The organism is Variovorax palleresanus, from assembly GCF_051144945.1.
GTDB classification, from domain to species: Bacteria; Pseudomonadota; Gammaproteobacteria; order Burkholderiales; family Burkholderiaceae_C; genus Variovorax; species Variovorax paradoxus_S.
Genome location: NZ_JBJNVP010000002.1, coordinates 3,197,010 through 3,211,865, shown reverse-complemented (window position 1 = coordinate 3,211,865; position 14,856 = coordinate 3,197,010). Strand labels below are relative to the sequence as shown.

At 69.0% G+C, this 14,856-nt stretch carries 11 protein-coding genes; all 11 read right to left on the bottom strand.

Annotated elements, in window-relative coordinates:
- Window positions 1–17: 17 nt before the first annotated feature.
- The 11 genes from tssH to mltA all read right to left on the bottom strand — a co-directional run bounded on the left by tssH (window position 18) and on the right by mltA (window position 14,821).
- A complete protein-coding gene (tssH, locus tag ACJ7Z0_RS18940; protein WP_434791069.1) occupies window positions 18–2,747 on the bottom strand; it encodes a type VI secretion system ATPase TssH in 2,730 nt (909 codons plus the stop codon).
- A gap of 69 nt (window positions 2,748–2,816) precedes the next feature.
- A complete protein-coding gene (locus ACJ7Z0_RS18935) occupies window positions 2,817–4,151 on the bottom strand; it encodes a methyltransferase domain-containing protein (protein WP_434791068.1) in 1,335 nt (444 codons plus the stop codon).
- A complete protein-coding gene (gene tssG, locus ACJ7Z0_RS18930) occupies window positions 4,148–5,227 on the bottom strand; it encodes a type VI secretion system baseplate subunit TssG (RefSeq protein WP_434791067.1) in 1,080 nt (359 codons plus the stop codon). Before tssG ends, ACJ7Z0_RS18935 begins: the two co-directional genes overlap by 4 nt.
- The gene (gene tssF / locus ACJ7Z0_RS18925; protein WP_434791066.1) at window positions 5,203–7,095 is read right to left on the bottom strand and encodes a type VI secretion system baseplate subunit TssF; all 1,893 of its coding nucleotides are present in this window, start codon (window positions 7,093–7,095) and stop codon (window positions 5,203–5,205) included. The genes tssG and tssF overlap by 25 nt, the downstream gene beginning before the upstream one ends.
- A gap of 27 nt (window positions 7,096–7,122) precedes the next feature.
- Entirely contained in the window at window positions 7,123–7,635 is a 513-nt protein-coding gene (gene tssE / locus ACJ7Z0_RS18920; RefSeq protein WP_431125296.1) for a type VI secretion system baseplate subunit TssE, read from the bottom strand.
- On the bottom strand, window positions 7,628–8,470 hold the full coding sequence (locus tag ACJ7Z0_RS18915) for a type VI secretion system accessory protein TagJ (protein WP_434791065.1): 843 nt from the start codon (window positions 8,468–8,470) through the stop codon (window positions 7,628–7,630). Before ACJ7Z0_RS18915 ends, tssE begins: the two co-directional genes overlap by 8 nt.
- Window positions 8,471–8,492: 22 nt before the next feature.
- Window positions 8,493–9,050 (bottom strand): hypothetical protein, encoded by a 558-nt coding sequence (locus tag ACJ7Z0_RS18910; protein WP_369653544.1) that lies wholly within the window; start codon window positions 9,048–9,050, stop codon window positions 8,493–8,495.
- 25 nt (window positions 9,051–9,075) lie between these two features.
- A complete protein-coding gene (locus ACJ7Z0_RS18905) occupies window positions 9,076–11,130 on the bottom strand; it encodes a caspase family protein (RefSeq protein ID WP_434791064.1) in 2,055 nt (684 codons plus the stop codon).
- Window positions 11,131–11,255: 125 nt separating this feature from the next.
- Window positions 11,256–12,401 carry a hypothetical protein gene (locus tag ACJ7Z0_RS18900; protein WP_434791063.1) on the bottom strand — a complete coding sequence of 382 codons (1,146 nt, stop codon included), beginning with the start codon at window positions 12,399–12,401 and terminating at the stop codon, window positions 11,256–11,258.
- Window positions 12,402–12,429: 28 nt separating this feature from the next.
- Window positions 12,430–13,179 carry a hypothetical protein gene (locus ACJ7Z0_RS18895; RefSeq protein ID WP_431125307.1) on the bottom strand — a complete coding sequence of 250 codons (750 nt, stop codon included), beginning with the start codon at window positions 13,177–13,179 and terminating at the stop codon, window positions 12,430–12,432.
- Between the two features lie 34 nt (window positions 13,180–13,213).
- Window positions 13,214–14,821 (bottom strand): murein transglycosylase A, encoded by a 1,608-nt coding sequence (gene mltA / locus ACJ7Z0_RS18890; protein ID WP_434791062.1) that lies wholly within the window; start codon window positions 14,819–14,821, stop codon window positions 13,214–13,216.
- Window positions 14,822–14,856 lie beyond the last annotated feature (35 nt).

Sequence of the window (14,856 nt, the reverse complement as noted above, 5' to 3'; positions counted from 1 at the left end):
GGTCTCTTGTTGAAGCTTCAATCGAAGGCGTAAGTGAAGTCGGCGTCTTTCACGTCGAGCGCCACGCGGCGGATCTCGCCGCCGGAAGCCAGCCGCTGCAGGTACTCGACCGAGATGGTCGGCAGCACGGTGTTGGTCAGGATCGCGTCGATCACGCGGCCACCCGACTCCGGGTCCTGGCAGCGCGCGACCACCTGCTCGACCACCGCCTCGCTGTACTCGAAGGGCACGCCGTGGTTGGTCTCGACGCGCTTCTTGATGCGGCCCAGTTGCAGCCGCACGATCTTCTTCATCATCTCGGGCGACAGCGGGTAATAGGGAATGGTGACGATGCGGCCCAGCAGTGCGGGCGGGAACACCTTCATCAGCGGCGCCTTCAGCGCATCGGCCAGCGCGTTGGAATCGGGCAGCAGCTCGGGGTCGCGGCACATGCTCATCACCAGCTCGCTGCCGGCATTGGTGGTGAGCAGGATGATCGTGTTCTTGAAGTCGATCATGCGGCCCTCGCCGTCTTCCATCCAGCCCTTGTCGAACACCTGGAAGAAGATCTCGTGCACGTCGGGGTGGGCCTTCTCCACCTCGTCGAGCAGCACCACGCTGTAGGGCCGGCGGCGCACGGCCTCGGTCAGGATGCCGCCCTCGCCATAGCCCACGTAGCCGGGCGGCGCGCCCTTGAGCGTGGAGACGGTGTGTGCCTCCTGGAACTCGCTCATGTTGATGGTGATGATGTTCTGCTCACCGCCGTAGAGCGCCTCGGCCAAAGCCAGCGCGGTCTCGGTCTTGCCGACGCCGGAGGTGCCGCAGAGCATGAACACGCCGATCGGCTTTTGCGGGTTGTCGAGCCGCGCGCGCGAGGTCTGGATGCGGCGCGCGATCATTTCGAGGCCGTGCTTCTGGCCGATGACGCGCTGGTTGAGCGTGTCCGCCAGCTTGAGCACCGCCTCGACTTCGTTCTTCACCATGCGGCCGACGGGAATACCGGTCCAGTCGGCGACTACCGAGGCCACGGCCTGCTCATCGACCGAAGGCAGGATGAGCGGCGACTCGCCCTGCACCGCATGGATCTTGGCTTGCAGCACATGCAGTTCTTCAAGCAGCGCGGCCCGGTCTTCGCTCCCTCCCCCACTGGGGGAGGGCTGGGGTGGGGGTACGTCGGCCTTTGCACCGCCCTCGGCGGATGCAGTGTCCACCGGCTTGCTGCCCGCACGCAATTTGCTGCGCAACTCAAGCAACCTGTCGACCAGCCCCTTCTCCTCCTGCCAGCGCGCATTGAGCGCATCGAGCTGCACCTTCGATTCGGCCAGCAGTGCCGACACCTGCGCGGCGCGCTTGGTCACATCGATGCCAATGGCTTCTTCGCGGCCGATGATCTCCTGCTCGACCGTGAGGCCCTCGATGCGGCGCATGCAGTCTTCCACTTCAGGCGGCGTGGCGTGCTGCGACACGGCCACCCGGGCGCAGGCGGTGTCCAGCAGGCTCACGGCCTTGTCGGGCAACTGGCGCGCAGGAATGTAGCGGTGCGACAGCTTCACAGCCGCCTCGATCGCCTCGTCGAGCAACTGCACGCGGTGGTGCTTCTCGAGCACGCTGGCCACGCCGCGCAGCATGAGAATGGCCTTCACCTCGTCGGGCTCGGGCACCTGCACGACCTGGAAGCGCCGCGTGAGCGCCGGGTCTTTCTCGATGTATTTCTTGTACTCGGCCCAGGTGGTGGCGCCGATGGTGCGCAGGTTGCCGCGCGCGAGTGCAGGCTTCAGCAGGTTGGCCGCATCGCCGGTGCCGGCCGCGCCGCCCGCGCCCACCAGCGTGTGGATCTCGTCGATGAAAAGAATGATGGGCGTCGGCGAGCTCTGCACTTCGTCGATCACCTGGCGCAGGCGCTGCTCGAACTCGCCCTTCATGCTCGCGCCCGCCTGCAAGAGGCCGATGTCGAGCGTGAGCAGCTTCACGTCTTTCAGCTGCGGCGGCACGTCGCCGCGCGCCAGGCGCTGCGCGAAGCCTTCCACCACCGCGGTCTTGCCGACGCCGGCCTCACCCGTCAACAGCGGGTTGTTCTGGCGGCGCCGCATCAGGATGTCGACGATCTGGCGGATCTCCTCGTCCCGCCCGGTCACCGGATCCATCTCTCCCTTCTTCGCCTTCTCGGTCAGGTCGACAGCAAATTTCTTGAGGGCATCGCCCTTGCCCATGGCGGCGGGCGCCATGGCGCCGGAATCTTCGCCGGGCGCTCCGCTGCCCATGCCGGTGCCGTCCTGCGCACGCATGTGCGATTCGGGCGAAGGGTCGCAGATCTTCACGAAGTTGTCGGCCAGGTCCTCGACCTTCACCTTCTCGAACTGCTTCGACAAACCGAAGAGCGGGTTGCGCAGGCTCTGCGTCTTCAGCATGCCGACGAGGATGTAGCCGGTGCGCACCTGCGCCTCGCCGAACTGCAGCGTGGCGTAGGTCCATGCACGCTCGATGGCGTTCTCGATGTGCGGAGAAAAATCGCTGATGGCGGTGGCGCCGCGCGGCAGGCGGTCGAGCGCGGCCGTCATGTCCTTGGCAATCACCGACACGTCGAGCCCGTAATGCTGGATCACGCGGTGCAGGTCGGAGTCCTGCACCTGCAGCAGCTGGGCGAACCAGTGCTCCAGCTCCACGTACGGATTACCGCGCATCTTGCAGAACACCGTGGCGCCTTCGATGGCCTTGTAGGCCAACGAGTTGAGCTTGCCGAAAAGGGCGGTGCGACTGATTTCACTCATGGAAGACTCCGTATCTGTTGAAGACGATTCATGCTGGAAAATTCGAAGTTCTGCGAGCCGTGCCCGGCGTCAATGTGCAGAAAGCCTTGCGCTGGCCAGCCAACCCTGCACGTCCTGCCCCGCTTCACGGCGCGGAACGATCGGCTCGATGCGAACGGCACCGAATCCGGGGGCCGCAAGACAGGCCTCCACATGCGCAGCCGCATGGCGGTAGCGGCCGCTGCCTTCGAGCCTGAAGTCGTCCCGCCCCCCGGACATGGCCTCGACCGTGAACACCACTCCGCCTCCCGGACGCAGCGCGCGCGCGGCTGCCGCCAGCACCTCGTGCAGGTCGCCGAAGTAGCACAGGGTGTCAGCCGATATCACCAGGTCGAACCGGCCGGGCTGGGTGTGCAGGTAGTGGGTGAGCTCGGCCTTGTGCAGCACGTCGTAGCCGCCGCGTTGCTCCGCGCGCTGCAGCATGCCGGCCGACAGGTCGCAGCCAGCCAGGTGCGCGGCCCAGGGCCGCAGCAGCGGGGCGCAGAGTCCGGTGCCGCAGCCGGCATCGACCACGGCCAGGCTCGCGGCCGGCGCGCCATGCATTTCCTGCACCGCGTGCGCCACCAGCTCGGGCGCGCGGTAGTGCAGCTTCTCCAGGCTGGCGTCGAAGCTTCCGGCGTAGCTGTCGAACACGGTCTCTACATAGCCGTCGCTGGCGCGCGCGGGCGCATGCCCCTCGCAGGCGGCCAGCAGGTGCGTGACCACGGGATTGCCTGGATCTTCGGCCAGCCACTCCCGGTACATGCCGAGGGCCTGCTCGTTCTCGCCGAGCAGTTCCAGAGCACGAATCACCTGCGAGCGGGCGCTCAGGTTGCGCGGCTGCAGCAACACCGCCCGGCTGTTGGCGATGACGCTCTCATGGATGCGTCCCTGCTCCATCAGTGCGATCGACAAGTTGTACCAGGCCTCGCTGAATTCCGGCCGCAGTTCGATCGCCTGCCGGCTGACGCGCTCGGCGGCTTGCCAGTGGCCCTTCCGGCGTTCGAGCGATGCGATATTGCTCAGCGCATGGGCGCCTTCGTCGCCTCCTTTCGCGAAGGAGACGCTGTTGCCGTAGGCGAGCATCGCATCGTCGATGCGGCCCGTCTCGACCAGCAGGTTGCCCAGGTTGTTCCAGGCACCGCTTTGCGCGGGTTGCAGCGTGAGCGACCGCCCGATCAACGCGATGCTCTCGTTGCTGCGGCCTTGCGCATGGCGCAGCAGGCCCTGGTAGTGCAGGGCGTCGGGGTCGGCCGGCTCGGCCTCCAGGATGCGGTCGAGCAATTCGCCCGCCGCGTCCAGCTTTTGCGCCTTGATCAGGGCCGCGGCTTGCGCCAGCGCGGCCGCGTGCGTCATCGTGTCCGGAAGCGCGGGCGTCGTTGTCATGCGGCGGCTCCCACGGTGGCCTGGGCGGTACGGGCGGCCATCGGGCGGCTGCCTATGCGCACGTCCGCCGCATCCTTGGCGCGCGGGCGCTGTCCGAGCCAAGCGATCCATCCGAGGCGCGGCGCGTTGCCCTTGGCTTGCCCGAGACGCGTAGGCGGCACCTGCGCGCCTTGCAGCGCAAGCTGTGCGTCCCACTCGAGTTCGTCGCCGAGCAGCTGCTGCATCCAGCGCTGCAGCACGGGCTGCGCATCGCCGGTGGGAAGAAACATGCGGTACTGGTCGATCGAGAGCGGACCCACATGCAACCGCACACGATGCTGCCGGTCCCATGCGCGCGTGCCGAGCATGGCGCCCATGCCCATCGAGCGCGACGCCTCGCCCTGGCCGAGTCGGGTGAGTTCGCCGGCGGGCAGGCTCATCCAGTGGCCGACCCAGCGCTCCAGCTTCACCGGCACGCCGAAGTAGCTGCACAGCACCGACTCGACGCTCTCCGCGTTGTGCACGCGGCGCGCCAGCCAGCCCGAGAAATGCAGCCGCGCATCGTCATGGATCTCGTCGCGGCCGGTGCGCCCCGGCATGCCCATGCCCACGAGCGCGCCCACCTGCAGCCGAAAGCGGTCTTCGCCCGGACGGTCGAGCGCCACCGCCGGCCGCGCCTGGGCCCAGGCACGGTAGAAATGCAGCGAGAAGCGATGCAGGAAGCTGTCGAGAAAAGCCAGCCACGTCGGATCGCCATGGTTCAGGCTGCGCTCGCGGATGAAGTCGCTCAGGTGCACCGGCAGCGGACCGTTGGGCCCCACGTAGCTGAAGAAGTGCTGCCGCAGGCGCGGCGGCGAGTCGGCGGTCGCGGGCTCGAAGCGGCTGAAGCTGGCCGGCGCGAACGACAGCGAGGGCTCCTGCCCCACGCGCACCGGCTCGGCACTCGGCAGCAGCGCGCGGCCCCAGCGCGGCGTGGTGCCGGCCACCGATTCGAGCCGCCGCATCACCGCGAAGTAGTCGAAGGACCAGGGCTCGGCCGACCACGCGCGCAGCGCGCCGTCGACGCGGCCGGCTACAGAATCTGGCGTGTCCCGCACAGCGGCCTCCATCGCATGTTCTCGCCCTTGCCCGCCACGCGCAGCACGGTCTCGACGAAGTGATTGACCTCCACGTGGCGCGCCAGGTAGCGCGACAGCACCGCGCCGAACAGGAAGACGCTGTGGCCGTGAAAGGCGTCCTTGTCGACCTCGACCGTCACTTCGAGCCCGCGTCCGAACGCGATCGGTCCCTTGAGCGGCAGCCGGCGCGCCACGGGCTTGCTCTTCACCGACAAGAGGCCACGCACCTGGCCCTGGCGCATCTCGTCGGCATGCACGGCGTAGAGCATCAGCGTTTCGCGCAGCGCGGCCGCGCCCTGCTCCGGCGTGCTGTCGGAGATGGAAAGGTAGTTGAGCGCCAGGTGGTCGAGCACGCGCCATCCGAGCCCCTGGCTCACCACCGGCGACACCGGGCGCGAAGGCCCGCGCACCATGCGCACGCGCTGCGCCGGAAACGAATCGATGCAGTCGAAGTCGTTCTCGCGGCCGAGCGGCATCAGGAGCGGCAGGTCGCGGTTGGTGCACAGCGCGGACACGGCCAGCTGCCGCAGCGCGGCCGAATAAGGCGCTTGCTGCGGATCGACGATCTGCATGTAGACCTCGGAGCCGATGTGGCTGCTGCGATGGCCTTCGGTGCGCTGCCGCACCGAGAGCATGCGCGGCTCGCGCGTGGTCGTGAAGTAGGCCGGGTGGCTGTGCCGCGTGCCGTGAAAGGCCGAATAGAAAGGCCGGAAGAGCTGCTCTGCCGCGGCGGCATCGGCACCGGGCGCGCCGTGGCCGACCACCTCGGTCACCGTGTGCACCTCGAAGTCTTGCGGCCGCGTGCGGTCGGGCACCAGGTGGAACTGGCTCACGCCTTCGGTCAGCGGCACGCGGTCGAGCCGCTTGTTGAACAGGTTGACGATGGGTACGCAGTGCAGCTGCACGTTGTCCACGCCCACCAGCTTTTCGAGCGCCGCATCGCCGCGCGAGAACAGCAGCACCAGCTCGACGTCGGACACCGCCATGGTGGACAGCAGCGCCTGCAGGCCCGAGATGCGAATGAACTGGAAGCGCTGCGGAAACGCGAAGTACTCCTGCAGCAGCCGGAAGCCCGAGAAGCCGGTGGCGGTGACCGGCAGCAGCGCCTCGTCGTCCTCGAAGCCCACGGCGCCGATGGCGCTCGCCGGCAGGTTCTGCGCCGCGCCCTGCAGCGCGCCGGTGGGCGACAAGGGCCGCACCATCACGCCGATGGGCTGCCCCAGCGCGCATTCGTGCAGCTGCCACGCCACGTCTTCGGCGCCGCCCAGGTGCAGCACCAGGTCGTCGATGACGATCTGGTTGAACTTGAGGCCCGCGGTGGCATGCAGGCCGATGCGCAACCCGCCGCGAATCGCACGCGACTGCGGGTGCGTGTTGAGCGGCAGGTCCGGCGCATAGGTGAAGTACTGCGCGCGCTGCACCTCGATCGGCCAGAGCCGCAGCGCGCTCGCGGTGCGGAACTCGCAATGCGTGTTCTGCCCCACCGCCTGCCGCGCGCGCAGCCCGCTGCCGCGCGGCAGCGTGGGCCCGGTGGCCAGGTTGGCATCGTCGGGGTCGTTCGCGAACGAGGCCACGGCCATGGCCGGCGTGGGCGCCAAAAAGTTGGGGTAGACGATGTCGAGCAGGTGGCCCGTGAAGCGCGGGTATTCGGCATCGAGCTTGAGGTTGACGCGCGCCGAGAGAAAGGCCGTGGCCTCGATCAGCCGCTCCACATACGGATCGGCGACCTCCTGGCCCTCGATGCCCAGGCGGTGCGCGATCTTGGGAAACGCGCGGGCGAACTCCGAGGAGCTCTCGCGAAAGTAGCGCAGCTCCTGCTCGTAGAGGTTCAGCAACCGGGGGTCCACGGCATCACTCCAGTAAAAGCCGCGGGCTCATGATCTTTGTGTCATGTCCACGATCTCGATGCGGCCTTCCTCGAGGTCGACGCGGCTTCGCATCAGGAATTCGAGCGGCACGGGCTGCGCCCAAAGCATGCCGCGGATCTGCAGGCCAATGCTGTTGTGGGAGTCCAATGCTGAGCCTTCCATGACGAGTTCGACTTCGAGGGTGCGGGGCAGGATTCGTGGCTCGAACTGCAGGATTGCGTTCTTCAAAGCCTGTTCCATGCTGACACGCTGCACCGACGAGGTGAACTGGCCAGACAGCATAGGCAATCCGTAATTGATGACCGAGCGCGCGGCATTCGGGTACTGCCTGTCGTCCATTGCAAGGCCGTAGCCGGTGGCGTTGAACAGCCAGCTCAGGTCGCGCAGCACGGCCTGGCGCAGCGCCTGCTTGGTCAGCGTGCGCTTGTCGTCGCTCTCGCGCTTTTCGTCGGGCGCATGGTCCACCAGCCGGTCGAGCAGCGAGGGCTGCAGGCGCTCCTGGGCCGTGAGGTCAACCACGTTGGCCGCCTTGTTCCGACGCGCCCTCCTCCTCCACCGGCACCGCCGGATTGAAGAGAATCTCGCGCACGTCCATCAGCGCGTATTCGCCCGCATCGCTGCCGAGCACGCGCTGGCCGCTCCCTGCCCACACCTCGGGCCGCAGCTCGCGCCACTCGGTCTTGCGCGCAAGCAGCAGTTCGCCGTCCTGGCTCTTCTCGGTGCCTTCGTAGCGGGTGGGAATGAGCGCCAGCGTCTCGCCGCCGTTTTCGAGCAGCAGGTGTGCGGGCATCCAGACGCAGTCGCGCAGGTCTTCGGGCGCTTCGATCTTGATGTGCGCGAGGCGCGCGTACGGAATCCAGTAGTACTTGCCGTTGACGAAAGCCTCGAGCACGGGGCCCAGGCGCATGTCGGCATCGGCCAGCCATTCGAAGGGCACGCCGTCGATGGTGCCGCCGATGGCGGGCGCGGCATCGAAGGCGCGCTGGCGCAGGTCTTCGGCCAGCTCGACTTCGCCGCGGCCCTGCCGCAACAGCGATTCGATGAGAAGGGCCAGCCATTCGTCCGGCTGGCCGAAGATCATGGGCGTGCGCGTGCCCGCGAACACTTCGGCGCGCAGGCCCTCGCAGCGCACGGCCTCGCCGTAGACCTGCTTCATGGGCACGGCCAGCGCGTCGAGCTCGGCCGCCACGGTGAGCTGGTTGAGCGCGCGCTCCCACTGCCCCAGCACGCAGAGCAATTGCGCCATGAAGACGCGCTGCTTGCTGTCTGATGGCTTGGCGCGAACCTCGTCGCTCAATGCCTTGAGGGCAGCGGCGGGGTCGGCAGACTTGATGAGTTCGGCAGAGGTGCTCATGGTGTTCTCCGTTTCGGCCGGCTCAGTTGCCGCTGAAGGTGCAGGTGCGCACCGCGCCGCGCGCACCGGTTTTCTGCTGCGGCGCCGAGCGGATTTCCAGCTTGGTGTAGTGGAAGAAGATGATGTCGCACGGCCGCTTGGGCGTGCCGCCCGTGACGATGGCGTGGCAGTCGACCCGCGCGCCTTCGAGCACGAACTCCAGGTGCGACTGCAAGTCCTTGGAGCTGTCGCCGCCGGCCTTGAAGACCGACACCGTCACCTTGAGGTCGCTTTCCTGGTTCTTCAGCAGGCTGGCGATGGAGGCCGTGGCGGCATCGCAGTCGCGGATGACGATGAACGAATAGCTGCGCAGCTTGCCCTTGGTCGAGCCCGGCGGAATGACCACGTCGGACTTGTACGAGTAGCCGCCGATTTCCATGCGCTGCTTGCCGTCTTCATACGTGCGCGCCGACTCGCCTTCGATCGGCGAGCCCTTGCTCTCGATCATCATCGAGAAGTCGTTGCCCGATTCGCCCGACAGGTAGTCGAGCAGGCGCAGTGCCTCGTCGGGGTCCAGTTTTCCATCGTAGGTCCAGCTCATGTCGATCTCCTGAGAACAAAAACAGTTACTTGGCGGGCGGCGCATCGCCCGCCCAATGCACCATGGCGGCAAAGGTCTGCCGGGCCTTGCCCTCGGACAGCTGCCCGCGCACGCGGACTTCGGGCGCAGCCGCTTCCACCGGCCCCGCGCCGAAGAGGCGCGGGCTGCTGTAGGGGCTGGCCGTGGAAGCCAGCACCAGCAGGCGGCCCCCGGGTGCGTCGAACCATGGCAGCTCGAAGCGTTTGTTGGCGGGCGCGCCCTGCGTGCCGCGTTCGAAGCGGTTGGTCTCGCCCGGGTCGTCGGGGTAGACCGCGCGCAGGCCGCCCTGCGCGTCGACGCCCACCACCACCATGTCGATTGAATGGCCGCTGGCATTGCGCACACTGAGCGCCGCACGCTCGCCACTGCGAAGCGGCAGCAGCGACGCGCCGGCCTTCTGCACCGGCTCGCTGCGCACCAGGCGCTCGCTGCTCCAGATTTCGAGAACGGCCTCGAGTCCGTCGACCTGCGCACTGCTGCCGTTGCCGAGTGCGGAGAGCTGGGTCCACCACTTCAGGCGGGCCAGGGCCTCGAGCCGGCGGCGCAGTGCGGCCTGGTCGGGCAACACCTGGATGGCAGCCTCCGAGCCGCTCCTGAGTGCGGGCGAAAGCACTTCGATGCGCTGGCCTGCCGCGCCGAGATCGGTCCAGCGCACATCGGCCGGGGCCTCTCCGGGCGCCGGGGCATGGCCGGCCGAAACGACCGAAGCCGGATAGTCCAGGTTCATGCGCGGCGGCAACAAGCCCTTGTCGCTGCGCACGCGCAGTGCGAGCGCGGGCGGCGGTGCGAGCGGCGCGGCGCTCCAGGAAGCGGCGCCCGAGAGGGCGCGCAGCGCGGGCGGCACCGCCACGCGCGCGGAGTCGATATTGGCCTGGAGCAGCCGCGCCTGCGCGCTGCGAACGGTGCCGTCTTCCATCGTGGCCGCGAGCCGCACTTCCTGCTGCGGCTGCAGTCCGTCGATGAGACCGGCCTGCAGCGTGAGGGTGTCGCCGCTGCGCTGCGCGCGCCACACCGGCCGCGTCGAGGCGGCCACGGCGCTGTTGGCGAACAGCTGCGCATCGAGATTGCCTTCGGCCACCGGCGAAGGCAGTTCGCGCGTGGGAAAGCGCTGCGCGAGTTCGTCGATGACCGGCGGATAGAAGGAGAGCACGCCGTCGAAAAGCTCGCGCCAGGTGGCGGGCCTGCGCTCGAGCGCGCCGACCACGGCCCAGGTGAGCAAGCCCTGCGGCTGCGCGCCGCGGCTCTTGCGCGGCAGGCGAAGCTCCGGCGTGATCTGGTGGCTCTCCGACGCGAAGAACGCCACATAGCGTGCCCGCGCCACCCTCTCCGAAGCAGGCGGTGCGGATGGCGCAGGCGCCTCGGCCGCTGCCGTTGCCGTTGCCGTTGCCGTGGGTGCGGCGCCGCGCAGCTGCGCGGCGCGCAGGCCGCGCCAGCGTACTTCGTCGTCGGCCGGGCCTTCGGCCGTGGCGGTTGCCGCGCCGGCATTGGCGCTGCGTGTCATCGAGGTGGCGGCGCAGGTGTCGAACACCGACCACACGAACACGTTGCGCGCGAGAAAGGCCTGCACCCAGGCGTCGAAGTCCACGTCGCGCACGCCGCCGGCCAGCACGGTGTCCACGCCCACCGCGCCGCGCACGTCGCGCGCCAGGAAGTTCTCGGCCAGGCCGTCGGGCTCCTGGTAGCGCTTGGTGCCGTCGCGCCAGCGTGCGCCATGGCCGGAGAAATACAGCAGCACGAAGTCGCCGCTTTTCGATTGCGCGAGCAAGCGGCCCAGCGCCTCGTGGATGGCGCGGGATTCAGGCAGCGCCGCGCCGCTGACGCCATCGGCCAGCACCGTGATGTCGGGCGCCGCGAAGCCCTGCTTCAGCAGGGCCTCGCGCATCAGCATCACGTCGTTGCGGGGCGCCTGAAGCCAGAGCGACTGCGGTTGATTGACGAGCTCGGAAACGCCGACGAGCAAGGCGCGTTGGGCAGCGAAGACGGCGTTGCCGGAGACCAGCAGCGCCAAGGTCAACAGCAGCCGCGAGAAAAGCGATCGCATGGCTCCTTCCCCTTCCGGGGGAAGGTTGGGATGGGGGCAGGCAGAGCGCCCGATGGATACGCCGCTTGCCCCCACCCCTGCCCTCCCCCAGAGGGGGAGGGAGAAAGACAAGTGCGCCGTGCACGTCATGGACGCTCCGTGGCCGGGCCGGCCGACTGCACCAGCGGCGAAGCCGCCAGCACCGCCTGGGCTTGCACCGGATCGGACACCCGCAGGCGCCATGCGCCCTGGGTGCCGGGGCCGCCCACCACCTCGGCCGAGATCGACTGCAACAGCCGGCCGGCTTCGTCGATGCGCACGCCGTCTTTCCAGCGCACGACCAGGTTCGCCGGCGCAGCCGCAGGCGCGGCCGGCACGGCGCGAAAGCGCACTTCCTCGTCTTCCGCCGGGCGTCCGCCGGGCAGGCCGACGTTCTGCACCACCACGACCAGCGCAAGCACCGCGAACGCAGGCCGCACCCAGCCCTCGGCGCCGAACCAGCGGCGGATGCTGCCCCACCAGCCGCCCTCGGGCCTGGGCTGCGGCGTTGCGCGCGGCGCGGTTGGTGCAACCGATGCGCTGCTCGAACCCGGCTGCAGTGCCGTGCTCAGCTGCGACGCGGCATCGCGATAGATCGCCTGGTATTCGGCGCGCGGGTCTTTCTCGCCCAGCGGCGTGCCGCAGAGCACCGAGAAGACGCCGCCCACGGTGCGCAATGCGATGCGTCCCGGTTCGGGCGCAATGGCCAGCGGCACTTGCGCGGCCCATTCGTCGTGCACCGCGCGGATGGCGGCCAGCCGCGTGGCCGAGACCTCGCCGAGCACGCGCGCGCAAAGCTGCGGGCTGGGTTCGAGCGTGAGCACGTTCCACGCCTGGATCAATCCGAAGGCGGGCTCGAAGGGCTCGTCGTCGGGCTCGAGCAATACGTCGTACGCACCGGCCCAGTCGGCCTCGCCCGCAGCCATCCAGCCCTGCCAGAGCTGGCCGTGGATGCAGCGGTCGAGCAGCACGCCGAGCAGGCGCCCTTCGACCACCACGCTGACGAGGCGGCCCGGCGCCCAGCGTGCCGTAAAGGCGCGCTGGGCGACAGCCTCGCGGCGCCGGGCCAATTCGGAGAGCGGAAGCACGAGATCGAGCACGGCGCGCGGCGTGCCGGCCGCGGCGCGGGCGGCCGTGCCCGGCATGGCCACGACGGCGTCGCGGCCGGAGGCGTCGGGCACCGGGGGCGCGGCGCCCCCGGACTGGAACGCACTTCGGATCACGCTGAGGGGGGGCCAGAGGTCGGTGTGCATGGCGGTCTGTTCCTGAATGGCTATGTCTTCAGGCATAAGACGCTTCAGCACCGAGGATTTTGAAAACCTGCAGGATCGCCGCCATGTTCCCGGGCTCGATGGCAATGCCCAGCGTCTGCTGGATCCAGCCGCCCAGGCGGGTCTTGGCGTAGTCGGCGGTCAGTCCTTCGCGCTTGTGCACCAGGCCCAGCCGGCCCGCGCGGTAGTGGTAGGAGGCAATGGCATGGCGCGAGGCAATGCCCGAGAGGCCGCCTTCGGCTTCCTTGCCGAAACCCTCGCACAGCAGGATGCGCTCGGGCTCGGGCAGCTCGGCGATGAAGGCACGCGCGGCGAGCTGCACCGCGCCCGCACTCAGGCCGTGTTCCGCCAGGCAGCCGTCCGGATCTTCATCCGCGCCCAGCGCGTCTTCGAGCTGCGCCTCGGTGACCTGGTCGCCGATCGACAACTTGCGGCGGAACGAACTCGCGCGCGTGCAGTCGATCAGGTAGCGCCGGAAGTAGGCGCACAAGGCAAAGGCGCTCGAGGGCGCGCTGTGGCCCGCGCGTTCGTCGGCCTCGTCGGGATCGGCATCGAGCCGCAGCACCTTCACATAGATGAACTGCGCCACCAGCTCCTGCCGGCCCTCGCCCAGCACCTGGAGCTCGGGCGGATTGCAGGCCACGAGCGCATCGCCGACGATGCGGTACATGGTGCCCATGTCGTCCGGGGACAGCGTCTGCCGGCGCCGCCAGAGGCGGACGAGCGCAGTGCTTTCCGCGGACGAAAGGGTTTCTTGCATGGCGAAGCGAACCAGGCGATCGGGAGCGATCGGACTAGTCGTCCACGCACACGCCTTCGGTCGGCACCAGGCATTGCGGCAGGCCGGCGCCCACCGGGCCGCCGCGCGTGCGGATGGCCGAGGACACCGCCGCGGAGGCCACGGCCAGGCCGCGCGGCAGCAGGATCCAGAGCTGGCCGCGCTCCTTCATGCGGCGCGCGTTGGTGGCGGCCTGCTGGCCGTTGCCGAAGAAATAGTCGGCCCGCACCGCGCCGCGAATCGCGCCGCCGGTGTCCTGCGCAATGGTCAGCCGCTGCATGGGCGCGCCGGTGCCGGGCGCGCGGGTGGAGACGAACACCGGGTAGCCGAGCGGCGTGCTGCGCGGGTCCACCGCGATCGAGCGGCCCGCCGAAAGCGGCACGCCGAACGCACCCACCGGCCCGCCCGAAGGCGACGTCGACTCCTTGAAGAACACGTAGCTCGGGTCCTGGATGCCGGAGCCGATGACCGGACCGGCCGCGCGCCGCCCCGGCACCACGACCGCGCCGCTGGCGACGGGCCGTGCGAGCGTGAAGCCGCGCGTGCGGATGGTGCTGGTCGAGGTGCCGCCCACGTCGTCGTCCTCGTCGCCGTCGTCGAGCTGCAGCTCGATGGACGAACCGCGCACCTTGACCGGCGTGCGCGGCTTTCCGTTGGCCGCCTGCGCCAGGGTGGGACGGAAGGGCTGGCCGTTCTGCTCGGCATAGGCCACGCGAATGATGTCGCCGTTGGCCAGCTTGATGCGGCCCGAGCCCTGGATCTGCATTTCGTAGAGCGCGGTGGCGCTGCTCACGAAGGCCAGCACCTTGGCATTGGGCGCGCCCTTGGTCTCGATCTCTTCGCGCGTGTAGTAGGGCAGCAGCTGCTTGCCCTCGATGCGCAGGCGGACCTTGCGGTCGAGCGTGTCGCGCGTGAGGGCCGAGAGGTCGAGCGCATAGAGGCCCGGCGCGCCCATGTCGCGCGTGCTGAGGCCGGTCTGCACCACCACGTTGCGGCCTTCCACACGCGCCGCCACGGTGCCGCTGCCGGCCGGCAGCTTGCGCACGTCGGCAAACAGCATGTCTTCGGGCTGGCCGTAGACCGGATAGATGTACGGCGCCGCGTACTGCCGGCTGCCCGGGATCTCGGGCTCGAAGTAACCGGTGACCACGCCGTCGGGCTTGCGGTCGTCATCGCGGATCTGGTAGGCCGAGAACTCCTGCTCGAAGAAGGCGCGAATGGCGGTGCTGTTCTTGCTGTCGACCCGAAGAGCCCGCGCGCACACGTCCTTCCACTCCGCGCCGCGGCCGGTGAGCACCTTGCAGCTGCCGAGGAAGGCGGGCCAGCTCTCGGAGAAATCGTCGCGCGCCCAGCCCGGCACGGCATCGAAGCTGACCGAGGTGTAGGTGGCCAGCTGGGTCGAGAAGGTGCGCGCCTGGCCGGCCACGCTCGACCCGGTGGAGGCCGGCCGTGGCGTGCCGGCCGATGCCGCCGTAGTGTCGGGCGCAGCGGTGCCTGCGTTGGGATTGACGTTGGCGTTGGCATTGGCTGCAGGCGGCGTGTTGGCGCAGCCCGCGGCAAGCACGGCCGCGGCGGCGGCAACCCAGCGAAGGGCGGAAATGAAAATCGGCGACTGCGTGTACATGAAAGCCTCCTTGTCCGAAAAGACGGCCCAGCGGG